The 23670-nt window shown below is 64.6% G+C and carries 22 protein-coding genes; 6 read left to right on the top strand and 16 right to left on the bottom strand.

Features of this window, described 5'->3' with window-relative positions; genetic code table 11:
- Positions 1–59 precede the first annotated feature (59 nt).
- From BMW89_RS18875 to BMW89_RS18815, 13 genes are all read right to left on the bottom strand, one after another.
- Positions 60–887 carry a 3-oxoadipate:acetyl-CoA acetyltransferase gene (locus BMW89_RS18875; protein WP_092028467.1) on the bottom strand — a complete coding sequence of 276 codons (828 nt, stop codon included), beginning with the start codon at positions 885–887 and terminating at the stop codon, positions 60–62.
- A 122-nt stretch (positions 888–1009) separates the two neighbouring features.
- Positions 1010–2398, bottom strand: a complete 1389-nt coding sequence (locus BMW89_RS18870; protein WP_092028466.1) for an MFS transporter — start codon at positions 2396–2398, stop codon at positions 1010–1012.
- A 270-nt stretch (positions 2399–2668) separates the two neighbouring features.
- The gene (locus BMW89_RS18865; RefSeq protein ID WP_092028465.1) at positions 2669–3865 is read right to left on the bottom strand and encodes a CaiB/BaiF CoA transferase family protein; all 1197 of its coding nucleotides are present in this window, start codon (positions 3863–3865) and stop codon (positions 2669–2671) included.
- 34 nt (positions 3866–3899) lie between these two features.
- Positions 3900–5054, bottom strand: coding sequence for an acyl-CoA dehydrogenase family protein (locus BMW89_RS18860; RefSeq protein ID WP_092028464.1), 1155 nt, complete (start codon positions 5052–5054; stop codon positions 3900–3902).
- Between the two features lie 31 nt (positions 5055–5085).
- Positions 5086–6585 (bottom strand): tripartite tricarboxylate transporter permease, encoded by a 1500-nt coding sequence (locus BMW89_RS18855; protein ID WP_092028463.1) that lies wholly within the window; start codon positions 6583–6585, stop codon positions 5086–5088.
- Between the two features lie 12 nt (positions 6586–6597).
- Complete coding sequence (locus BMW89_RS18850) at positions 6598–7065, bottom strand: tripartite tricarboxylate transporter TctB family protein (RefSeq protein ID WP_092028462.1); 468 nt, start codon at positions 7063–7065, stop codon at positions 6598–6600.
- Positions 7062–7856 carry a carboxymuconolactone decarboxylase family protein gene (locus BMW89_RS18845; RefSeq protein ID WP_092028461.1) on the bottom strand — a complete coding sequence of 265 codons (795 nt, stop codon included), beginning with the start codon at positions 7854–7856 and terminating at the stop codon, positions 7062–7064. Before BMW89_RS18845 ends, BMW89_RS18850 begins: the two co-directional genes overlap by 4 nt.
- Before the next feature lie 13 nt (positions 7857–7869).
- On the bottom strand, positions 7870–8643 hold the full coding sequence (locus tag BMW89_RS18840) for an SDR family NAD(P)-dependent oxidoreductase (RefSeq protein ID WP_092028460.1): 774 nt from the start codon (positions 8641–8643) through the stop codon (positions 7870–7872).
- An 11-nt stretch (positions 8644–8654) separates the two neighbouring features.
- Positions 8655–9683, bottom strand: a complete 1029-nt coding sequence (locus tag BMW89_RS18835; RefSeq protein WP_092028459.1) for an acyl-CoA dehydrogenase family protein — start codon at positions 9681–9683, stop codon at positions 8655–8657.
- On the bottom strand, positions 9683–10894 hold the full coding sequence (locus tag BMW89_RS18830; protein WP_092028458.1) for an acyl-CoA dehydrogenase: 1212 nt from the start codon (positions 10892–10894) through the stop codon (positions 9683–9685). Before BMW89_RS18830 ends, BMW89_RS18835 begins: the two co-directional genes overlap by 1 nt.
- Before the next feature lie 24 nt (positions 10895–10918).
- Positions 10919–12133 carry an ABC transporter substrate-binding protein gene (locus BMW89_RS18825; RefSeq protein WP_092028530.1) on the bottom strand — a complete coding sequence of 405 codons (1215 nt, stop codon included), beginning with the start codon at positions 12131–12133 and terminating at the stop codon, positions 10919–10921.
- A 68-nt stretch (positions 12134–12201) separates the two neighbouring features.
- Complete coding sequence (locus BMW89_RS18820) at positions 12202–14334, bottom strand: acetate--CoA ligase family protein (protein WP_092028457.1); 2133 nt, start codon at positions 14332–14334, stop codon at positions 12202–12204.
- Position 14335: 1 nt separating this feature from the next.
- Positions 14336–15106 carry an enoyl-CoA hydratase/isomerase family protein gene (locus BMW89_RS18815; protein ID WP_092028456.1) on the bottom strand — a complete coding sequence of 257 codons (771 nt, stop codon included), beginning with the start codon at positions 15104–15106 and terminating at the stop codon, positions 14336–14338.
- Between the two features lie 188 nt (positions 15107–15294).
- On the opposite strand from BMW89_RS18815, the gene BMW89_RS18810 reads away from it, so the two are divergent.
- On the top strand, positions 15295–16272 hold the full coding sequence (locus BMW89_RS18810) for a tripartite tricarboxylate transporter substrate binding protein (RefSeq protein WP_177196150.1): 978 nt from the start codon (positions 15295–15297) through the stop codon (positions 16270–16272).
- A gap of 18 nt (positions 16273–16290) precedes the next feature.
- Here BMW89_RS18810 and BMW89_RS18805 read toward each other — a convergent pair whose 3' ends face one another.
- Positions 16291–16965, bottom strand: a complete 675-nt coding sequence (locus BMW89_RS18805; protein ID WP_092028454.1) for a TetR/AcrR family transcriptional regulator — start codon at positions 16963–16965, stop codon at positions 16291–16293.
- Between the two features lie 97 nt (positions 16966–17062).
- Here BMW89_RS18805 and BMW89_RS18800 point away from each other — a divergent pair, with 97 nt between their 5' ends.
- Entirely contained in the window at positions 17063–17947 is an 885-nt protein-coding gene (locus BMW89_RS18800; RefSeq protein ID WP_092028453.1) for an SMP-30/gluconolactonase/LRE family protein, read from the top strand.
- A gap of 13 nt (positions 17948–17960) precedes the next feature.
- Here the strand turns inward: BMW89_RS18800 and BMW89_RS18795 are convergent, their stop codons facing one another.
- Complete coding sequence (locus BMW89_RS18795) at positions 17961–18878, bottom strand: LysR family transcriptional regulator (RefSeq protein WP_092028529.1); 918 nt, start codon at positions 18876–18878, stop codon at positions 17961–17963.
- Positions 18879–19020: 142 nt separating this feature from the next.
- On the opposite strand from BMW89_RS18795, the gene BMW89_RS18790 reads away from it, so the two are divergent.
- From BMW89_RS18790 to allE, 4 genes are all read left to right on the top strand, one after another.
- A complete protein-coding gene (locus tag BMW89_RS18790; RefSeq protein ID WP_092028452.1) occupies positions 19021–20103 on the top strand; it encodes an LLM class flavin-dependent oxidoreductase in 1083 nt (360 codons plus the stop codon).
- Between the two features lie 57 nt (positions 20104–20160).
- Positions 20161–20655: a flavin reductase family protein gene (locus tag BMW89_RS18785; protein WP_092028451.1), complete on the top strand. Its 495-nt coding sequence runs from the start codon at positions 20161–20163 to the stop codon at positions 20653–20655.
- Between the two features lie 21 nt (positions 20656–20676).
- Entirely contained in the window at positions 20677–20976 is a 300-nt protein-coding gene (locus BMW89_RS18780) for a hypothetical protein (protein ID WP_092028450.1), read from the top strand.
- A gap of 294 nt (positions 20977–21270) precedes the next feature.
- Positions 21271–22068 (top strand): (S)-ureidoglycine aminohydrolase, encoded by a 798-nt coding sequence (allE, locus tag BMW89_RS18775; RefSeq protein ID WP_092028449.1) that lies wholly within the window; start codon positions 21271–21273, stop codon positions 22066–22068.
- Between the two features lie 194 nt (positions 22069–22262).
- Here allE and BMW89_RS18770 read toward each other — a convergent pair whose 3' ends face one another.
- On the bottom strand, positions 22263–23669 hold the full coding sequence (locus BMW89_RS18770) for an amidase (RefSeq protein ID WP_092028448.1): 1407 nt from the start codon (positions 23667–23669) through the stop codon (positions 22263–22265).
- Between the last annotated feature and the right edge of the window lies 1 nt (position 23670).

Below are 23670 nucleotides of genomic sequence, written 5' to 3'. Positions count from 1 at the left end.
CGCGCCCGGGGTTCGGTTCCGTTCTGATCGCCGGTTGTCGTCCGCGGAGCCCGCCGTCCCTAGCCTGCGATCCCCAGTAGGGATCGCGCCTCGGCCGCGGTCGCGACGCGCCGGCCGTGGCGCGCAACAGCCTGACAGGCGATGGTCACAAGCTCCGCGTTGCTGCCGGCCAAGCGCGTCTTGTCGATCCTGATATTGTCCTCGAGCCCGGTGCGGACCGCGTCGGCACCACGGGAGAGCGCCCAACCCATCACGTCGGCCTGATGGCGTCCGATTCCGGCCGCGGTCCAGGTCGCTTTCGGGATCAGCCGCCTGAGCTCCCCCAGGAGGATGCCGAGGACATGCTCGTCGGCAGGCATCGCGTTCTTGACGCCCATGACGAACTGCACGTGCGGACGCGCGTCGATCAGTCCCGCCTCGATCAGGCGGCGGGCGCCGTGCAGATGCGACAAATCGAAGATTTCGATTTCCGGCCGGATGCCACCCGCCTTCATGCCGGTGGCGAGGGTCTCGACCAGCGCGGCGCTGTTCTCGTAGACAATCGTCGGAAAGTTCACTGATCCCGTGGACAGCGAGGCCATGTCGGGCTTCAGGTAAAGCGACGATCCCCGCGCTGAGGGATCGCGGCCACGACCGCCGGTCGAGAACTGGACGATCATATCAGGACAATGCTTTTTGATCCCCTCCTGCACCAGGGCGAAACGCGCTGGGTCGGAGGACGGGGTCTCGTCATCGTTGCGAACATGGATATGAGCGAGCGTGGCGCCGGCCTCGAAGGCCTGGTGCGTCGACTCGATCTGTTCGGACGGCAGAATCGGCACTGCCGGATTGTCCTTCTTGCGAGGAACGGAGCCGGTGATAGCGACAGCAACGACGACGGGGTTCATCCCTTGACCTCATGATGATCGCGCTCGCGCGCGCGGAGTTCGAGTGGGCAATCACGTAACGCATCGAGCCGTGCCGCTGCAAACATCATCGATCGCAGCGGCATGGCTTGCTTGCGTCCACGTCAGGTCGGAATTGCGGCCGCACCGCTTCCCGCCGCCGCGCGCTGCCGCTCATAATCGGCCCGCGCCATCGGAACGGCCTTGGGATTACCGAGATCGTCGATGCTGACCCGATAGGTTTCCCGAGCCGTGACGGCCGCCAGCGCCGCGATAACAGTGATGCCGAAGGCGATCGCCCCAACCGTCAGCGGAATGTTGGCCGAGCCGGGAGGCGCCACGATCGCGAACAGCGCGGGGAGCAACGCGGTGATGGTCGTGCCGATGTTCTGCGAGATCGCCATCGCCGACACACGGGTGCGCGTCGGAAACAGCTCGGGGTAGAAACTCGGGAAGATCGCGTTGTAGCCCTGATAGACGACGCCCCACATCAGGAGCGACAGCAGGATCGCCAGCGGCACGTTCCTGATGCTGATGGCATAGAGATAGCCGAAGGCGAGCAAGCCGGAGAGCAGCGCGCCCGCGATGATCGGAGGCTTGCGGCCGACCTTGTCGGAGAGATTACCGACGAAGGGGATGACGAACACGGCCAGCATGTTTCCGAGCACCGGGATCCACAGATAGACGTCCTTGGCAAAGCCGATGCCATAGGCCGGCTGCACCGCGTAGGCCGCGCCGAAGATGGTCGCAACAACAGGAATGACGTTCATCAAGGCCATGCAGATGACCCTGAGCATGTCGCGCCAGCTCAGCTTGATGGCCTGAACGATCGGCGCCCGCGGCGTTTCTCCCCGCTCGCCCTCGCGGGCAAAGGCAGGGGTCTCGTCGACTTCGCGGCGAATGATGTAGCCCGCGATGATGACGAAGAAGCTGAGCAGGAAGGGAATCCGCCAGCCCCAGCTGTTGAAGGCCTCGGTCGGCATGTAGGCCGCCAGCGGCAGGAACACGGCTGCCGCAAGAATTTGTCCGGCCTGCACGCCCTGGAGCGCAAAACTTGCATAGAAGCCACGCCGGCCGAACGGGGCGTGCTCCAGAATCATCGAGCTTGCGCCGGAGATTTCACCGGCCACGGCAAATCCCTGGATGAGGCGAAGGATGACGAGCAGGATCGGCGCGAGGATGCCGACTTGCTGATAGGTCGGCAGGATACCGACAGCCATGGTCGAGATGCCCATCAGGAACATGCAGACGATGAGGACGGTCTTGCGGCCATGGGTGTCACCCCAATGTCCGAGGACGAAGGCGCCGATCGGCCGGGCCACATAGCCGACGCCATAGGTCGCCAGCGATGCGACGATTGCGATAGTGGGATTGTCCGAGGGGAAGAAGATTTGCGGGAAGATCAGCGACGCGGCGGTCGCGTAGATGAAGAAGTCATAATATTCGAGAGCCGACCCGATCCAGCCGCTGGCAGCGGCCTTCCTGGACTGACTCATGTCGCGGATCGCGGTCATCTCAAAATTCCTCCACTGGTTTGCTTGCGTCCCGTTGGCGGGCTTCTTGGAGAAATTGGGCAGCAATCTCCGGGCGCTCTGCGGAGTTTCCGCGCGCTTGTCGCTGCCGATAGGTGTTTGATTGGTCGCGACAATAGGCAATCGTTGGGCTAACACAATTACCCAGTTATGCGATAAACCTAACATGATGTTATCTACGGCCTGAGGGCCAGGCGCCGCGGAGTCCAGAGATCGCCTGCGCGCCTGCCAAGCGCGAGCTTCACCCGGTCGTCAGATGACCCCTTGCCGCGCGAGGCGCTCGATGTCTTGCTCCGAAAGCCCAAGCCAGCGCGCATAGATATCGAGATTGTCTTGGCCAACGTCGCCGGCGGAGTTACGCAACTGCGTGCGATCGACGGTGAAGCGAGGCACGACATTGGCCATGGCAACCGAGCCGAAATCGCGGTCAGGAACACGGGTGATCATTTCGCGCGCCCTGGATTGCGGATCGGCGGCGATCTGATCGATGGCGTAGATCGGCGCCAATGTGCCCTCCTCGGCCGCAAAGGCGGCGAGCACGTCATCGAGCGTATGGCTGCCGCACCATTGCGAGAAGATCGCGTTCAACTCCGCTGAATGGTCGACGCGCCGCGCATTGTTGGAGAAGCGCGGATCCTCGATCAGGTCCGGCCTGCCGATTGCCCGGCAATTCGCGGCAAAGAGCGCGTTGGTCGAACCTGCCAGCGTCACCCAGCGATCGTCACTGGTTCGATACACGGCCGCCGGCGCGGAATAGGCGTTGCCGTTTCCGATGCGACCGCGCACCTCTCCCAGCTGGTCGAACTCGATGGCCAAGACATCGAGCAGCCGGAAGACCGCCTCGGTCAGCGCAAGATCGATTTCCTCACCCGGAGCGTCGGGGTTTTTTGCCCGCTTCCACAAGGAGGCGAGCACGCCGACCGCGCCGAACAGCCCGCCGATGGCGTCGCCGATCGGATAGCCGGGATGCATGGGCTGTCCGTCGGCTTCACCGGTGATGTAGGTGAGCCCGCCCATGGCCTCGAAGATGCGCGCGAATCCGGGCCGGTCCCGATATGGCCCGTCCTGGCCGAACGCGGTCGCCCGCAGGATGACGAGCCGCGGCTGGAGCTGCCACAGCATTTCCTTCGAAAGTCCCCAGCGGTCGAGCGTTCCGGGTCGGAAATTCTCGATCAGCACGTCGAAGTGCGGCAGCATCCGCTTGAACAGCTCCACGCCTTCCGGCTTGCGGAGGTCGAGCGTTGCGAACTTCTTGTTGCGGTTCACGCTCTTCCACCACAGCGGCTTGCCGTCCTTGAACGGCGGGAAGGCCCTCACCCCGTCGCCCTGCCCAGGCATCTCGATCTTGAGCACGTCAGCGCCGTAGTCGGCCAGCAGCGTCGCGGCAAACGGCGCAGCGACGATGGTCGCAATGTCCAGGACCTTCAATCCTTCGAGCGGCCCGCTCATCTCACGTCCCCACACATTGAACCTGGTTGACGGCTCACGCCACATCCCGCAGCAGAAGACGCGCGATGTTGAGCTGGTGAATCTGGCTGGTGCCCTCGTAGAGCCGGAACAGCCGGACGTCCCTGTACCAGCGCTCGATCGAGGAGTGATCGGCGATGTAGCCGGCGCCGCCGAACATCTGCACGCAGCGATCGGCCACGCGGCCGCACATCTCCGTCGCGAAATATTTGCACATCGACGCCTCCAGCGCGATGTCTTCGCCGCGATCGCGCTTGCGCGCGGTCTCGAGGATCATCGACTGCGCCGCGAAGATCTCCGTCCGGCAGTCGGCGATCATAGCCTGCACCAGCTGGTAGTTCGCAACCGGCTCGCCGAACTGAATACGGCGGCTGGTATGGCGGACGGCCATGTCGAGCATGCGGATCGCCGGCCCGGTCGAGAGGGCGGCCAGATGAATGCGCTGCTTGTTCAGCACCTTCATGATGGTCTTGAAGCCCGCGCCTTCGCGGCCGCCGATCAAATTGGCCGCCGGCACCCGGCATTGGTTGAAATAGACCGCGCTCACGGGCGAGCCCGCCTGCCCCATCTTGCGATAGGGCGCGCCGGTCGCAAGGCCGTCGCTGCCGCGCTCGACGATGAAGGCCGAGACGCCCGAAGCGCCTTTCGACTGCGGATCGGTTCGCGCGGTGACAGTGAAGACGTCGGCAACCGGCGCGTTGGTGATGAAGCACTTTTCGCCGTCGAGGACATACCAATCGCCGTCGCGACGGGCGACGGTCCGCACGTTCGAAGCCTCCGAGCCGGCGTCGGGCTCGGTCACGGCGAGGCAGCCGGTCCATTCCCCGCTGGCGAGGCGCGGCAGGTAGGCCTGCTTCTGCTGCTCGGTCCCGTCGGCGACGATTCCCTCCGAACCGATGCCGGTGTTGGTCCCGACACGGGCGCGAAAAGCGACCGAGCATTGCGACAGTTCTAACGCCGCCAGGACGAGCTCCTCGGTGGTGAGTCCGGCGCCGCCATAGGCCTCGGGGATGCTCCAGCCGAACAACCCTTCGGCGCGCATGATGGAGACGATGTCTTCGGGCACGTCATCGCAGCTTTCGACGCGTGCCTCGGCCGGAATGGCAACGTCACGGACAAACCGGCGGATACGCTCTAGCAGCGCTTCGAAGGCGGCAGAGTCACGGATCATGGGAGATGCTTTCCGATGCGTCTCATCCTGGTCATTCCTGCAGCGCCTCCTCGCGTCGCGCGCGGATCGTCGGCAGCATGATCAGGAGGATCGCAATCGCAGCCGCAGCTAGTAGGCTCGCCGAGAGCGGCGAAGTGAACAGCACCATGGCATCGCCGCGCGAGAGCACCATGGCGCGGCGGAAGTTCTCTTCGATGGCGGGGCCCAGAACCAGGCCCAACAGCAGCGGTGCCGCCGGCAGTTGCAGCTTGACCAGGACGTAGCCGAACACGCAGAACACGGCCGCTTCGTAGACTTCGAACGTCCCGCTGTTGATGGAATAGACGCCGATCGAGCAGAACACCATGATCGCCGGGAACAGATAGCGGTAGGGAATGGTGAGCAGCTTCACCCACAGCCCGACCAGCGGAAGATTCAAAATCAGCAGCATCAGATTGCCGACCCACATCGAAACGATCAGCCCCCAGAACAGGGTCGGGTTCTTCGTCATCACCTCCGGGCCCGGATGGATGTTGTGGATGTTCATGGCGCCGATCATCAGGGCCATCACGACGTTGGAGGGCACCCCCAACGTCAGCAGCGGAATGAACGAGGTCTGGGCGCCGGCATTGTTCGCGGACTCCGGGCCGGCAACGCCCTCGATGGCGCCCTTGCCGAACTGCTCGGGATACCGGGACAGCTTCTTCTCGAGCGTATAGGAGGCAAAGGACGAGAGCACCGCGCCGCCGCCGGGCAGGACTCCCAGCAGCGTGCCGAGCGCCGTGCCGCGCAGGATCGCCGGCACCATGCGGCGGAAATCTTCTCGGGTCGGAAACAGATTGGTGATCTTCTGCGTCACCAGTGACAGCTTGTCGTCCTGCTCGAGATTTTTGACGATCTCGGCAAAGCCGAAGATGCCCATCGCCAGCGGCACGAAATCGAGGCCGTCGAACAGCTGGGGAACGCCGAAGGCAAAACGCTGGCTGCCGCTGTTCAAATCGGTGCCGACGAGACTCAAGAGCATACCGAGCACGACCATGCCGATGCCCTCGATGAATGGACCGCTCGACAGCACCGAGGCGAGGATCAGGCCCAGGATCATCAGCGCGAAGAACTCCTTGGGACCGAACAGCAGCGCAGTCGCGGTCAGCGGTCCTGCAAGGGCCGCCAAAGCGAGCGTCGCCACGCATCCGGCGAAGAACGAGCCGATCGCAGCGGTGGCGAGCGCCACACCGGCGCGGCCCTGCTTCGCCATCTGGTAGCCGTCGATCGTGGTGACGACGGACGAGGACTCGCCGGGAAGATTGACGACGATCGCCGTGGTCGAGCCGCCATACTGCGCGCCGTAATAGATTCCGGCGAGCATGATCAGCGCGGCGTCCGGTTGCAGCGCATAGGTGATCGGCAACAGCATCGCGATGGTCGCGAGCGGGCCGAGGCCGGGAAGCACGCCGATCAAGGTGCCGAGCAGGCAACCGAAGAAGGCGTAGAGCAAATTGGCGGGCTGGGCGGCCGTCGCAAAGCCGATCGCCAGATTATGAAAGAGATCCATCGACCGGCTCGTTCAGTTGAGGAAAGATGGCCAGACGGGCAGTGGCAGCCCGAGACCGTAGACGAAGACCGCAAGGCACAGCACGATGAGCACCGCCGCGTTCGCCAGCGCGCCCGTCCAGGTGAACTCGGGGCTGGCCCTGCTCGACACCATGACCAGGACGAACAGGGCGCCGACCAGACCGAGCGGAAACAACAGAGCGCCAAACAGAACCACCGATCCGGTGATCCAGGCGAGCCCCTTGAGATCCCACCGCCGCAGCGCCTGCGCCTCCGCGGCCGGCTTCACCGCACTAAGGATCACGACGAGACCAATGGCGGCGAGCACGATCGCGAGCGCGCGCGGGAAATAGCCCGGCCCCATCTTCGCGGCCGTGCCCGCGGGATATTGCAGCGCCGTCACGAAGAAGAAGACCGCAAAGGCGAGGAACAGGGCACCAGACGCGAAAGCCCTTTGATTGCGGATTGCCAAGCCCTTCATTGCGGTCCTCCATTCTCATCCGAACCGGCCTTCGAGGTGCACTCCGCGAGGGCCTCCATCAGAACCGGCACGCCAACGGCGCAGGCGTGCACGCCGAGATGTGCGGTCATCTGGAGAACCTGACGGATCTCCCGCTGGTCGATGCCGAGCCGCAGCGCTCGCTTGATCTGCACACGCAGCCCATGCGCATCGAGCGCCGTGAAGCAGGCGTTCAACGCGATCGAGATCAGGCATTGCGAGCGCCGGTCGAGACCGTCTCCTGCGCCGCGGTTGGCGAGGAGGTCCAGCAGCACAGCAAAATAGCCGGGATCGGACCGCAGCCATTGCTCGCAAAACTCCGGCCAGTCGCCGAACTGCGCCACATAGGCCTCGCGCAGCGCGCGCTGCTCGTTCGTGAGTTCGGATTGATCGACCTGAACACCCGCGCTCGCCAACTCCTGCGCAAGGATGCCAATGCCGACGTTGCACCCGTCCAGCCCCTGAACCGTCGCCAGACGAAACACGTCGATGATCTCCCGCGCTGAGGCGCCTTCCTGAAGCGCAAGGCGCAGATGCAGCGCAAGGCCGGAGCGGAACAGATGCGTCGCCGATCCGTCGAGCGCGACGTAGATCAGCTCGCACATCTTGGGCGACAGCGGTCCGTTCTCCGCGGCATAGCCCGCATATTTGCCGTAAGTCTCGAGAAACGCCGGATCGAGCCGCAGCAGGCCCTCCGTCCAGGGCCGCCAATAGCCGCGGGCCCTGACATAGGCTTCTTTCAGCACCTGCTGCTCCGGCGTCAGATCGGACATCGCGATGGTCCCGTCAGGCAATGTTGGTCAGGGTGATGCCGCCATCGACGGTGAGCACCTGCGCCGAGATGAAGCCGCTCTCGTCGCCGGCGAGGAAGCAGATCGCCTTGGCGATGTCGTCGACCGTGCCAAGCCGGCCCAACGGCGTTCGCGCGACCCTGCGCGCATCGAGCTCGGCATTGCGATTGCGCATCGTCCCTTCGGTCGGGATCGCCGAGGGCGCCACGGCATTGACGCGGATGTTGCGCGCGCCGAGCTCGGCCGCGGCCGCGCGCGTAATGCCCATGACGCCGGCCTTGATGCCGCTGTAGACGATGCTGTTCTTGGCCGAGATCAGGCCGGCTACCGAAGCCACGTTGACGATGGCGCCGCCGCGCTCGGCATCCATGACCTCGGCGGCCGCCTGGATTCCCCAGATCACCGCCTTGAAGCCGATGTTGAGCATGCGGTCGATGGTCTCGGGGGCGATATCCGGGACGGATTGATAGCGGACCCACGCCGCGTTGTTGACGAGGATGTCGAAACGTTTCTGTCCCTCGGCCAATCCAACAATTGCCTGCCGCATGCCGTCGCGACTGGAGACGTCCTGCGTGACCGCAACCGCGTTGCCGCCTGCGGACTTGATCGCGTCCACCGTGCTATCAACGAATTCCGGCTTCAAATCATTGATGCCAACGATCGCGCCGCGCGCGGCGAGCTTCAGCGCGGTTGCGCGACCGATACCGTTTCCGGCACCCGTGACGAGTGCGACGCGGCCCACGAGCGTCTGATCCCTGGCTTCCGTCATGGCTGTCTCCCTCACGCTCCTGCCTCGGCAAACGGAGCAACTTCCGATACGTAACGGCGGCCGAACGTGCTGATGAGGCCGCTGGCATCGCCCTGTGCCTGGAGCGTGCGGATGCGGCGCAGATGGCGATGCACCGGCACATCCCAGGTAAAGCCCATGCCGCCATGAATCTGCAGCGCGCCTTCGCTGATCGAGCAGCCATAGGTCGCGGCGGCCAGGAACGCCGCATCGCGCTGCACCGGGCCGCCATCCCCGGACAGGCTGCGCGTGATCGCATGACGGATGCTTTCGAGCCCGAGCTTCTGGCGCGCCAGCGCATGGCGGATGGCCTGGTTGTAGGACAGCGCGTGGCCGAACTGGCGGCGCGTCGACGCATGCTCCTGTGCGAGCGCCAGGCACGCTTCGGCCGATCCCAGGATGGCCGCGGCACGGAGCACGTTGGCATCCGAGCTGAGCACATCCCATGTACCGGCCGGCAGGATGGAGCCAATGGGAATCTCGACCTTCTCCAGTCGCACATTGTGCTCCGGCACCGTCAGATCGAGACCGGCGGCGTCCTCCACCACGACACCTTCGGCATCGGTCGGGATCAGCACCGAGGCACCGTCGCTCATCCGCACCAGGATGTGGTCGACCTCCGCCGCGCAGGGCGCGCGCCCGAGCGAGCCGTTCAGCACCAGCCGCCCACCCTCCCGTTCAGCGAGAGCCTCACCCTGCCAGGCGATGGTCGCCAGCTTTTCGCCGGAGACGATCGCGGCGGCAAGACGCGTCAGCGATGACTGGAGCAGGCGGCCGACCAGAATGGTCTCCAGCAACGGAAAGGCGAGCAACCCGGAATGCGCGGCTGCAATGACCGGCACCGCGAAGCCGATCGGCAGAGCCAGCCCCCCCACCTCCTCATCCGCGGTGATTCCCAGCAGACCATCACCGGCGAGATTTCGCGCCTGCTCGCGCAGATCCAAACCGGCACATGCGGTCACTGCGCGTGCGGCGGTTGCCGCGAACTCGTCGGGCTGAAGTCCTTCACCAACCACGGTCATCACTTGCCTCGCGACAGCTGGAGAATGCGATCGGCGATGATGCCGAGCTGGATCTCGGTCGTGCCGGCATAGATCGTCTCGGCGCGGGCCTGGAGGTAGATGGCCTCGAAGCGCCGCCGCGCCACCTTGATCGCCGGGATCTGCGGCAGCGAGGCCTGCGAGAGCAGCTCGAGGGCCAGCGCGGCAAAACGCTGATGCGATTCGCTCCAATAGAGCTTTGCAAGACTGCCGCGCGCGCCGATCTTGTCGCCGCTCGCGAGCGCCTCGACCGCGGTCTCGACATGCGCCTTCAGCACCTCGATCTCGACGGCGACCTCGCCGAGCCGGACCGCATAATGCCTGTCGGCAACCATCGCCGCCAACGCCGTATCGGCCTTGCAGGCCGAAATCAGATGACGCAGCTCGTTCTCGAAGCGCCAGGCGCGGTACATGCGGTTGGTCGCCCGCTCGATCTCCAGCACGCGGATGGCCGCGGCCCAGCCCTCGTCGGGCGCGCCGATCGCGTCGGCTTGCGCGACCTCGACCTCGTCGAAGAACACCTCGCAAAAGCTCTCGCGTCCGTCGATCGACTTGATGGTGCGCACGCGCACGCCCTTGGCATCGAGCGGCACCGCGAACATGGCAAGGCCGCGATGGCGGTCCTCCAGTGGTCCGGTGCGGGCCAGCACCAGACAACGCTGCGACCGGTATGCGCCGCTGGTCCAGATCTTCTGACCGTTGATCCGCCAGCCGTCGCCGGTTTGCGTGGCCCGGGTACGAAGCCCGGCAAGATCGGAACCTGCCTCGGGCTCGGAAAATCCCTGGCACCAGATGTTGCGCATCTCGAGGATCGCGGGCAGGAAACGCCGCTTCTGCTCCTCGGTACCGACCGCCAAGATGATCGGGCCGGCAAGCTCCTTGCCGATCGAGTTGACGCTCTCCGGCATCGCAAGCCGGCCGATCTCCTGATTGGCGACGAGGTGTTCGCGCAAGGAGCGACCGTGCCCGCCATAGGCCTGCGGCCAGGTGATGCCGGTGAGGCCGGCACGGTACATCGCCGCTTCCCAGGCCACCGATTGCTGAAGCGTGGGCGCCGCGAACGCGGCGCTGTCGCTGCGAAAGCTGGCGGGAAGACTGGCGCGCAGCCAGCGATGCATCACATCCCGATAGGCTTCGCCCGTCAGGTTCTCACCCGCGACCGGATGCGTCGAGACCGCTTCAAGTACACTCATCGCCCGTTTTCCCGCTGCTGTTTCTCACTGCGACTTGAGAAGATCGCAGGCACTCTCCGATGCCGGCCGCCACGCATCCTCGGGCGCAATCGTGCCGGTGATCTCGTAATAGTCGTAGGTGTATTTGGATTCCGCCGGTGTCTTGATCCGCGCGACATAGAGCGGCCTCATCACCTGCCCGTCGGCCCTGATCGCGACATTCTTCATCTCGAAATCATTGACCGGTGTGTTCTTCATCTGCCGCATCACGGCGTCGCCATCGTCCGAGCCGGAGGCGGCCACCGCGTTGAGATAATGCGTGATGGCGCTGTAGGTGGCCGACTTGCCTTCATTGAGCAGCTGACCGTTCGTTGCCTCCGCATAGCGCTTGGCAAACGCCCGGCTCTCCGGCGTCATGTCCCAGTAGAACGGCGTCGTCAGCCGCACGTTCTGGAGGTCCTTCAAGCCGATGCCGTGGGTCTGGCTGATCATGAGGCCGAGCGGGACCAGGAGTTGCGACTTGGTCAGCCCGAACTCCTGGGCCTGCTTGATCGCATTGGCGAAATCCGCGCCAGAGTTGGCGAGCGCAATCGCCTTGGCGCCGCTGGCCTGTGCCGTCAGCAGGAACGAGGAGAGATCCGACGAATTGAGCGGATGCAGCACCGAGCCCAGCACCTTGCCGCCGCCCGCTTCGATGAACTTGGTCGCATCCGACTGCCAGGCCTTGCCGAAGGCGTAATCGACCGTCAGGAAGAACCAGCTGTCGATGCCCTGGGCGAGCAGCGCCTTCACCGTGGCCTTGGGCTGGGCATAGGTGTCGACCACCCACTGCGTGGTCATCGGCGAGCATTTGTCGTTGGTGAAGAACGAGCCCGCCGTGCCGGCCAGCATGTAGGGCTTCTTGCGGTTCTTCATGATCTCTTGCACCGCAAGCGCGATCGACGACGCCGAGCATCCGACGATGGCATCGACACCTTCATTGTCGACCCAGCGCAGCGCGATGGCGACGCCGACATCGGGCTTGTTCTGGTCGTCGGCGATCACGAGCTCGATCTTCTTGCCGCCGACCGTCCCGCCGAAATCAGCGATAGCGAGCTTGGCGGCCGCGACCGAACCGAGGCCGCAATTGTCGGCATAGGGACCATTCTGGTCGTTCATGATGCCGATCTTGACCACGTCGCCCGAGATGCCCTGCGCGGACACGGGCGCATTGGTGAACAGCAAGGCAATCATGCCGAGCACTGCGATCCTCGATCTCATCGTGTAGTCCTCCACCTGCTTGTCGCGTTTCCTCTGGGCCGGCTTCCGCGGCCTCTTATCGTTTGGATTCAGTGATGCTCGTGGGCTGGAATCTTGCCGTGGGGAATCAGTAGCGCGTCGAGCGCCACGGCCCCCTCGCCTTCAGCCCGCAACAACAGCGGATTGACGTCGATCTCTGCGATGGTATCGGCATGCGCCGCGGCAAAGCGCGACAACGCGGCAACGGCCCGGGCCCCGGCGTCGAGATCGGCGCGCGGCCGGCCCCGTGCGCCATCGAGCACCGCGAATGCCTTCAGCGAAGTCAGCATCGCCATGGCCTGTGTCTCGCTGACCGGCGCCATCTGCACCGCAGAGTCCTGAAGGATTTCCGCGAAAATGCCGCCGAGACCGACCATCACCACTGGCCCGAATACCGGATCGATGCGGCTGCCGAGGATCAGCTCGGCAACGCCCTTGGCCATCGGCGCCACGATCACGCCGTCGATCACGGCGTTGGGTGCTCTGGTGGCGACACGATCGCGCATCTGGGCATAGGCGCGCCGGACTTCCGCTTCCGAGCCAACGCCCACGACCACGCCGCCTGCCTCCGTCTTGTGCGGCAAATCGGGCGAGGCGATTTTCAGCACCACGGGATAGCCGATCTCGGTCGCGGCACGCGCCGCTGCATCCGCATCCTGCACGAGGTGCTCGGCCAGGACCGGAACGCCAGCCTCGGCAAGCGCCCGCTTGGCACCAAGCTCATGGCGAAAGGCGTCCGTCGGAAGCGGTGCGGCTCGCGCGACTGCCTCGGGTTTGTCCTGCGGACGCTGCGCTGCGGCCTGCAATCGCACCAGCGCGGCGACGGTGGCGCAACAACCGTCGAAGCTGGCGATCGTCGGAAAGCCCAGCGCGTGCAGCTCGGTCAGGGCGTCCTCCGGTCCGTCGACGCACAGAACGATCGGACGCGCGGGAAATTGCGCGCGCATGTTGCGTAGCGTGTCCATATAGATGGAGCGCAAGCGCGGCAGATGCAGCGAGAACGGCAGCGGCAGGATCACCGTGTCGGTGCGATCGTCCGCCACGACGGCCGACATGATCTTTTCCAGCAGATCAGGACGGCTTGACATCTGCGCGGTGGCATCGACCGGATTGCGGGCCGATGCAAAGGGCACCAGCTCCAGAATCCGGCGCTGCGTCTCCGGCCCGAGCTCCGGCAATGTCAGACCGACCGCCTGTGCGGCGTCCGCGAGCAGCACGCCGAAGCCGCCCGATGCGGTGAGGATCGCGATGCCCGGCCCTTTCGGCAGACGATCCGGCAACAGGATCGATGCGGCATGGCCGAGATCGATCAGCTCGTCGAGGCTGTGCACACGGACCGCCCCGCAACGTTCAAACAGCGCGTCGAACACGGCATCCGATCCCGCCATCGCCCCGGTGTGCGAGGCTGCGGCGGCCTGGCCTGCCGCAGACGTGCCGATCTTCATGGCGATGACGGGCTTGCCCGCATCGCGCGCCTCCTCAAGCGCGGAGATCAGGCGGCCGGCGTCGCGGCACGCTTCGAGGCAGCACAGGATCACCTTGGTGGCGGGATCGCGCGCCATCCACGCGATGCCATCGGCGATGTCGATGTCGCACTCGTTGCCCGTGGTGATGAAGCGGCTGACGCCGACACCGCGCTCACTGGCGAGACGCATGGTGTAGCTGCCGAGATTGCCGCTCTGCGACACGATGCCGAGCGCGCCGGCGGCCGGCATGCCGTGCTCCAGCACGATCGAAAACGTCGCGATGCTCTTCTCGGCGACGCTGACCGCGCCGAGGCAGTTCGGCCCCAGCAGGCGCATGCCGCTGTTGCGCACGGCGAGGCGCAGCCGCTCCTGCATGGCACGGCCCTGCTCGCCGAGCTCGGCAAAGCCGGAGGAGAAGACGACGACGCTGCGGACGCCACGCGCGGCGCACTGCTCGACGGCTTCGCCCGCGCGCTCCGCGTCGACCGCGATGATGGCGAGATCCGGCGCCTCCGGCAGGTCGGTGACGGAGGCATAGGCCTGCAGCCCCTGCACCATCGCGGCCTTGGGATTGACCGGATAGATGCGGCCTGCATAGCCGTGACGGCGCAGCAGGTCGACCGGCCGGCCGCCGATCTTGGTCGCCTCCTGCGAGGCGCCGATGATCGCGATCGAGCGCGGCGACATCAGCGCGTCGAGACCTTCTCCCGGTCGCATCTCAGCGCCCCTTGAACACCGGCGTGCGCTTCTCGAGGAACGCCATCCGCGCCTCCTTGGCGTCCTCGGTCTTGGACAGTGCCATGGTGATGTTCTGCTCGAAGCGGTAGGCATCGCGCGGCGGCATCAGCTCGACCATGTTCGCCGCGTTCTTGGCATATTCGATCGCGATCGGGCTCTTCGAGGCGATCTCCCTTGCGATCTTCATCGCTTCGGGGATCAGGTTCTCCTTGGTGGTGCAGGCCTCGATGATGCCGAGACGATAAAGCTCGGCGGCTGGCACGCGATAGCCGGTGAAGAACATCCGGCGCATCAGCGAGCGACCGAACAGCGTATTCAGCATGGCCGCACCGCCGGCGAGACCGACATTGATCTCGGGCATGCCGAAGACTGCGTCTTCGCAGGCGTAGAAAATGTCGCAGGAGGCCATCAGGCCGACACCCGCCCCCAGCGCCACGCCGTTGATCGCCGCGATGACCGGCTTCGAACATTCGCGGATGCAGTTTCCGGTCTCGCGCGTAATCCGGTTATGGCTGTGAAACGCGCCGATCTTGGCCGGGTCCGGCCGGTCCTTCAGATCGGCACCGCTGCAAAACACCTTCCCGGCGCCGGTCAGGATCGCGACCCTGACGTCGGCGCGCTCCGAAATCTCGTCGAATACGCTGACGATGCGATCGCGCATCGCGCGATCGAGCGCATTCACCGGAGGACGGTTCAGCGTCACCAGCGCAATGTTATCGGACACTTCGAGAGTGACGATATCTTCTGACATGGGCTTCCTCCTGGGCTTCTGTTCGTCTTGCTTGTTGTCGTATCGTGACGCCTGACCGATCGGTCAGCTTTTCGTTCTGATAACACCAACCAAAGCGACTTGCAATATCATGCTGATGTCCTATTGACCGACCGATCGGTCAGTCGGTAGGTTCAAGACAAGCAAGAACGACCTTGAGGAGGACACCCATGCCCAGGATCAGCCGACGCCGGGCGACAGCCCTGATCGCCGGCGCTCTCGCCGCGCCGCTCAGTGCGCCCGCCATCGTGAGGGCGCGCGCGTCGCAGATCTTCATCATCGTGCCCTATGCGCCCGGCGGTTCGATCGACAGCCTGATGCGCGCGATTGCGAAGGCCATGGCGGAAACGCTGGACCAGCCCGTCCTGGTCGACAACAAGCCGGGCGCCAACGGCATCGTCGGATCGCAATATGTAGCGCGCGCCCCCAAAGACGGATCGGTTCTGCTGGCGGGCGGCACCGGGCCGATTTCGCTGAACGTGCTGCTGCGCAAGAACCTGCCCTACAAGCTCGAGGACTTCGCCTCCGTCGCGATGCTCTGCAACGGGCCGCTGTCGTTGACCGTGAACGCGCGCACACCGGCCGCCGACGTGAAGAGCTTCGTCACCTATGCCAAGGGCCGCGACAAGCCGCTGTTCTACGCCACGCTGGGCCCCGGCAGCGTCACGCATCTGTTCGGGATCATGATGGGCAAGTCGATGGGGTTTGCCGTCACCGAGGTCGCCTATCGCAATAATCCGGCCTCGATCATGGAGACGCTGTCGGGAGAGTGCGATCTCAACTTCGCAACGCCTGCGGCGGTGATCGAGCATGCGCGCGGCGGTCAGCTCCGCATCCTCGCGCTGTCCTCGGAAAAGCGCATGGCGAGTTTTCCGGAGATCCCGACGCTGGCCGAATCCGGCTATCCCGACCTCACGGCGTCGTTCTGGACCGCGCTGCACGCGCCCGCGGGCACGCCGCGCGATATCATTACGCGGCTGAACGCGGCAGCCAACGCGGCGATGCAGAAGCCCGAGATCGCAAAGCAGCTCGAGACCGATGGCCTGATGCTTGATACCGGCGCACCGGAACAGCTCGACGCCCAATTGGCCAAGGACGCCGCGCTCTGGGGTCCGGTGATCAAGGCGCAGAACATCGCCCTGGAATGAGGGGCGACGGCCGTCCGGTCAGCGCGACTTGCGCCGGCTGGCCCGTGGCGGCTCAGCCCCCGGAAGCCCGATCATTTCGCCACTTCGCAAGCCATTGAAAATCATGTCGAAGAAGGTGGCGGCGATCTGCTCGGGCGTCGCCGATTTGTTGGGATTGTACCAGCGATGCATCCAGTTGAGCGAGGAGAGGATCAGCCGCCCGGTCATGGGGACATCGACCTTGCGGATTTCGCCGGCATCGATCGCTTCCTGGATCAGGCCGCGCAGAAAGTTCTCGAAACGGTCGCGGCGCGTCAGCCGCTCCTTGTGCCTGGTTCGATCGGGGTCGTTCCAGAAGGCCGTCGTGGAGGCGATCCAGGCCCAGCGGTAGCGCCGGAAATATTCCGCCGTGGCGACCATGAAGGCGCGGATCTTCAGCGACGGCGGCCCGTCGGGAATGCGGTCGCGCACGAACAGATAGAGTTCGAGCGTGGAGCCGACCGCCACGCGCGCGTAGATCTCGTCCTTGTTGGAGAAGTGATGATAGAGCAGCGACTTGGAGATGCCGCAGGCGAGCGCGATGTCGCGCATCGAGGTCCCCTCAAAACCCTTGCTCGCGAACAGCCGGCCGGCCTCGGCCAGGATCTGAAGCACGCGGTCCGAGGCCTCGGCCTGGTTCGCAACGCCATCCTTCATCGTTGACAGTTCAGTCATGAACTCCGCAATCCATTCGTCGCCCGAGGGTCTTTAGAATGAAACTAGGTTTTCACCGACCGATCGGTCAAGTCCGGCGATTCCCGTGCGAGCAACCATGAGCGCAATCCGGATCAGACGCATCGGCACGACCAGGGACCAGCTCGGCGAGAGCCCGGTGTGGGACGAGCGCCGGCAGCGCCTGTTCTGGATCGACGCGCTGGGCGGGTTGATCCACGCGCTCGATCCCGTCACCGGCACCACCGAGCAGTTCAACGTGCCCGCGCCGATCGGCTCGCTGGCGCTGCGAGACGACGGCGGCGCGATCCTGGCTCTGCGCAACGGATTTGCGCACTACGATTTCGACACGCGCACGCTGACGGAGGGCCCGTCGATTGGGCTCGACCACCCAAAAGTACGGCTGAATGACGGCAAGGCCGATCCCCAGGGACGTTTCCTGGCAGGCACGATGCACGGCGACCGCGCCCCGGACGAGGCACCGCTCGGCGGTCTCTATCGCCTGGATGCATCGGGCGCGCTGGAGCTGCTGGAGACGGACCTCGCCGTGAGCAACGGACCGTGCTTCAGCCCGGACGGACGAACGTTCTATATCGCGGACAGCGCGAGACGAATCATCTGGGCTTATGACTACGGCCCGGAGGGCCCGCTCGCGAACAAGCGCGTCTTCGCCAACACGGAGCCGCAAGGGTCCGGTTGCGACGGGGCGACGATCGATTCGGAAGGCTACCTCTGGTCCGTCCTCGTGCGCATCGGCAAGATCGCCCGGCTTGCGCCTGATGGGACGATCGTGCGGACGATCGACATGCCGATCCGTCATCCGACCAGCGTGAGCTTCGGCGGGCCAGATCTCGACGTGCTCTACGTCACGTCGATCTCGCGCAGTCACGCGCTCGGCGACGATCACCCCGATGCCGGCGGCTTGTTCGCCGTCGAAGGCCTCGGCATTCGCGGACTGCCGGCGCACAGGTTTGGTCCGGGCTGACCGGCCTCTGCGCTTAGTTCGCCGATCTTTTGATCTGCTTGGGCACGTTCTCCGCCATATAGTCCACGAAGACCCTGATTTTTTCCGGCAGATAGCTGCTCTGGAGAAACGCCGCGTAGATCCCTTCGTCGAAGGTGGAATTCGTCACCCGGAAGCCGGGCAGCAGACGGACCAGGCGCCTGCTCTTCAACTCCTCGGCCACGGTGTAGTCGTCAAGCAGCGCGATGCCGTGCCCGTTGACGGCGAGGTCGCACAGCACCACGCCGTTGTTGCTGCTGAGGGACGACGGCACGACGATTTCGTGCAACCTGTTCCTGCGCATGAATTTCCAGACCACGTCGTCCGGGCCCATCCAGTAAGTCAGGCAATTGTGGCGGGTGATGTCCTCCGGCTCGCGCAATTTCGGCATGCGGGCAACATAGTCCGGCGAGGCCACGAGAATCCGCTCGCTCCGCAGCAGCCTTCGCTGCATCAGGCCGGGATCCTTCGGCGCCGCGATCTGGAAATCGACGTCGAACTCGTCCTCGCGAAGCTGGGCGCGCCGCTCGGACAGGCGCAGCTCGACCTTCAGCTCCGGATACAGCTTCTGAAAGCCGGGTATCAGCGGCGAGAGCACCTTGATGCCGAACAGCGTCCGCGAGTGCACCCGCAGCGTTCCGCGTGGAGCGGTCTGGAGCGCAAGCGCGGCGGCTTCGGCATCCTCGATGCCGTGCAGCACCTGCTCGGTCCGCTGGAAGAAGATCTTGCCGGCATCGGTCAAGCCGAGATGGCGCGTGCTGCGGTTCAAAAGCTGCACGCCGAGCTGCGCCTCGAGCTCGCCGACATAGCGCGACACCGACGCCGGCGAGAGCCCGACGCGGCGCCCGGCCGCCGAAAAACTGCCCTCACGGACGGCGCTGACGAACAATTCCATGGCCTGGAGGCGATTCATCGATCTTTTCAGATTCTGCAAAGGACATGCTCAGATTACGTCAATTGTTCGAAAAAGCTCAAGGCCCTAGTTTTCTGAGAACGCGTCGCAACAGCGGCCGCGTGGATCGCAAGAGCGACCACGATTTGGGAGGACGCAACCGATGGAATTCGGCGTATTCATTCTGGCGCAGCAGCGCGGCTATCATCAAACCTCGCAGCAGGTCATCAACAACGCCGTCGAGCAGACCGTTGCCGCCGAACACGCGGGCTTCGATACGGCCTGGTACGCCGAGCACCATTTCAACAATTACAGCCTGTGCCCCTCGCCGCTGATGATGGTCGCGCATTGCGCCGGCCTGACCAAGCGCATCCGCCTCGGCTCCGCCGTCTGCGTGCTGCCGCTGTACAATCCGGCGCGGCTGCTCGGCGAGATCGGCTTTGCCGACACGGTTTCGAACGGCCGCCTCGATCTCGGCATCGGCTCGGGCTACCAGAAGTTCGAGTTCGACCGCTTCGGCGTCGACCTCGAGCATTCGCACGCATTGTTCGCCGAGTTCTACGACGTGCTCCAGGCCGGCATGCGCGAGCGCATCTTCTCCTATTCGGGCGAGCACCTGAAGATGCCGCCGACCGCGATCGCGGTGCGCACGGTGCAGACGCCGATGCCGCCGATCTGGGTCACGTCGGGACACGCCGAGACGCTGGGCCGCGCCATTCGCGACAACCACAATCTGTTCGTCACCGCGCTGCTGAATGGCCTCGACGCCATCAAGGCCTTGCGCGAACGTCTCGAAGGGATTGCGGCCAAGGAGGGCCGCTCCATCGACGACACCCATTTCGGCTTCCTGCGCTGCGCCTATGCCAGCGACAATGACAGCGAGATTCAGTCATATCTGGACAATGCGCGCTTCCAGCGCCGGCTCTCCGAAAGCCTGAAGTTCCGGCGCGCCCAGAGCGATGACGGCTATCTGATCAAGGAAGAAGCCGGACCGAACGACATGAGCCTGGAGACGATGCGAAACAACCTGCCCGTCGGCAGCGTCAACCAGGTGATCGACCGCATGCTGGAAGAGATCAGCGTCCTCAAGCCGACCCACATTGCGCTGCAGACCCAGCTCGGCGATTTCGATCAGCCCACGATGCTGCGCCAGATCGAGCTGTGGGGCAGCAAGATCATTCCCGCGATCCGGAAGGAACTGAAATCCGGTCGGACCAAGGCCGCAGGCGAAGCGGTTTCGGCGTAGGCGCAACCGGCGGGGAGCGAGGTCCGGAGGTACGTCATGGGCTGCGAGATGTCTCAAATGACCGATGTCCGCTCAGTCGAGGCCGCGGAGTTCCGGCTGGCCATGCGCAACCTCGCGAGCGGCGTCGCGATCGTGGCGACGGGATCGGAGGGCGCACGGCGTGGATTGACGGTCAGCTCCGTCACCTCGCTATGCATGGAGCCGCCCTGCCTGCTCATCGGCGTCAACAGGAGCTCCGAGACGCACGATGCCATGCTCGCCAATGGCCGCTTCGGGATCAGTCTCCTCGGGAAGGGGCAGGAAGATCTGGCGCTGCGTTTCGCCGGCGGTGCCAAAGGTGTCGATCGCTTCGCAACGGCGCCCTGGGAGCAAGGCATTCTCGACGTGCCGTTGCTGGAGCCTGCGATCGGCGCACTGGAATGCGTGCTGCATCATCACCAGATGGTCGGCACGCACGGTCTCTTCATCGGCAGGATCGTGGCCACCCGCGGCGGCAGCGGCGATCCCCTGGTCAATTTCCAGGGGGCACTGCACGCGCTGCCGCAAGCCTAGAGCGTACGAAGGAGCGGCGTTGTGATCATCGAATGCCTGGACGGCGGCGTCGTCCGTCTGACTGAACCGGACGACTTCCGCAGGTTCAAGCTGGTGCTGCACGCTGACATCCGCACGGAAGCACAGAGCTGGAACGGCATCACGCTTCTCGACGATCGTGACGCGCTCGTCTCGATCGATCTGGTCCCGACCCTGGCGGGCCGCCCCGACGATGCAGACTGGGATCAGCGCTATCAGGAGATGGTGGCCAAAGCCCGCGAGCATGGCTGGATCGATGCCGAGCGACAGGCGATCCGGGCTCACATTGAACGAATACCTTAATCGAACGGATAGGCCTCCGCGCGATCGATCTCCGCCGCCTTGTGCGCGAAGGTGGATTCGGCCAACTCGCGCTTCGATACTGAGCTTCAGTTGCTCGGACGACAGCTCCATGTCCATCGGAATCACCCTTGTCGCCGGAAACGCGTGGCGCCTCGCGCTCTATTCGGCCTTGGTATCCGGCAAGTGGCAAACCGATATTTTAGGATCTCGACTTCAAATAATGTTAAGGCGCGCCACGCGCATCGACAGCGTCGAACGTCGCCGGCTCACGTCATGTCTGGAAGGGAATTTGAGATGCACCCCACCGATCTGCCCGCCCAACCCGGCATCGTTCGTCCTGGCGCGATCGGACACAGCCGCGCAGCCGTGGGCCGCAATTTCGCTTTCATCCCGCCGGAAGGCGTCTTGAAGAGCCGGCTGCCGGCGTGGTCGTCAACGACCGTGCGCTTTCTGGCGGCGCCGACGCTCGGCGCCGAGTTCGCCCAGTTCATGCTGGAGATCGAGCCCTCGGGCGGCACCGCCCAACCAATCTGCGTGGATCTTCAGCATTTCTTCTATGTTGTGACGGGCGCCGTCGACATCCGCATTGGGACCGAAGCCCCGGCCTCGCTGACAGAAGGTGGCTTTGCCTATGTTCCGCCGGGTACGTCTTTCACGATGCACTGCCCTCCCGGCGCGCCCGCGCGCGTCATCGCGCTCAAAAAACGTTATGAGGCGGCTGAGGGCATCGCGACACCGCCGTCAATCATCGCTCAACAGCAATCGATGCCGACGACGAACCATACCGGACTACAGGGGCGCGGCTTCAAGCACCTGCTGCCCATGGGCGATCTGCGATTCGATTTTGAGATGAACCTGATGTTCTTCCAACCCGGCGTCTGTTTTCCAGCCGTCGAGACCCACATCATGGAGCACGGGTTGCTCATGCTGGAGGGGCAAGGCTTGTATTATCTTGGCAATAGCTGGCACGAAATCTGGATCGATGACTTCATCTGGATGGGATCGTTCTGCCCGCAGCAGTTCTATCCCACCGGTTCGAGCCAGTCGGTCTATCTGTTGTACAAGAACGTCAACCGGGACGTTGCGCTCTGACGAGGGCTGCGGGGCTGCCAGCGAGCGGCGATCCATGATCATCACAGCCAGTCAGCCGCTCGCAACCCTTATGGCCGCAGGCACGCCTATCGCCTAAAGCGCGATGAGATTGGGATGAATCGTCATCGCGCTTTAGGTTGTTGTTTGCGCATGATCTTTCCGGAAAACCGCTTCGCACTTTTCCGGATCATGCCTTAGCCTTGAGCGAGCGTCGGGCGCCGGGCGCTCAGCCCTGTCGCGGATTCGAAGGCGGCGCCGATGCGAAGCACCATGCTTTCATCGAAGGCGCGGCCGACGATCTGCATCGACAGCGGCAAGCCCGACGCCGAGAAGCCGGTCGGGATCGACATGGCCGGGTTGCCGGTGACGTTGAACGGCATGGTCTGGATCGGCCAGTTGGGCGGACTGTTCGGATTGAGCTCGGCGAAGGCCGGCGCCGGTATCAGGGCGCTGGCTGTGATCAGCGCGTCATAGGTCTTGAGCTGCAGATTGACCGCGCGCGACAGCTCGCGACGCAACCGCATCGCCTGCTGGATATCTGCCCCGGTTACGAAAGCGCCGAGCGACATCCGCAAATAGGTCAGCCGACCGAAATCGAGCGGCCGCCTCTGGAAGTCCTGCTCGTGAATGGCGTACGCCTCGGTGTACATGATGATGCGGCCGCAGGCATTGAACAGGTCGTAGTCCGGCAGCGTGATCTCCTCGACCACGGCGCCGAGCTTCGCAAGCCGCTCCGCGGCGCTGTCGATCGCCGCAACCACTTCGGCCGACACATCTTCCGTCTTGGCGAAGAAATGCCTGGGCAGGCCGATCCGCAGCCCGTCCACACCCCGATCGAGCCCATCCAGATAGTTCGGTATGGGAATATCGACGCTGGCCGGATCGAGCGCGTCATAGCCGGCGATGGTCTGCAGCGCGATCGCGCTATCCGCGACCGTCCACGACAACGGGCCGCAATGGTCGAGCGTGGTCGAGAGCGGAAACACACCGCGTCGTGAGACCAGGCCGTAGGTCGGCTTCAACCCGACCGTGCCGCAATAAGCGGCGGGGCCACGGATCGAACCGCCGGTGTCCGACCCCATCGCCATGCGCACCAGCCCGGCGGCAACCGCAGCGGCCGAGCCGGAGGACGAGCCGCCGGGAATGTGTTCGCGATTCCAGGGATTGCGCGCCGGCGGAAACGGCAGATCGAAGCTCGGACCGCCGAGCGCGAATTCATGGGTGGCAAGCTTGCCGAGCAGCACCGCGCCTTGCGCCTTGAACTTGCTCTCGACGACGGAATCGGCGGCCGGCACATGATCCAGCCGCAGTTTGGAATGGCAGGTCGAGCGGATGCCGGCGGTGTCGTAGATGTCTTTCAGCGCGTAAGGCACGCCCTGCATCGGCCCGTTGTCGATCCCTTTGGCGAAGGCGACATCCGCGGCCACGGCATCGGCGCGGGCGCGATCGGCGGTCACGGTGATGAAGCTGTCGAGCGCGGGATCGATCGCGGCAATGCGCGACAGCGCGTCCTCGGTGAGCGCGCTCGAGGTGATCGATCCGTCGCGCAGCTTGCGGCCGGCGTCGGCGATGCTGAGCTCGAACAATTTCGTATCGCTCATG

Origin of the sequence: Bradyrhizobium sp. OK095 (genome assembly GCF_900109945.1) — a bacterium.
Lineage (GTDB): Bacteria > Pseudomonadota > Alphaproteobacteria > Rhizobiales > Xanthobacteraceae > Bradyrhizobium.
Note: the sequence above shows the minus strand (reverse complement) of the source record. Positions and strands in the feature narration are given on the sequence as shown.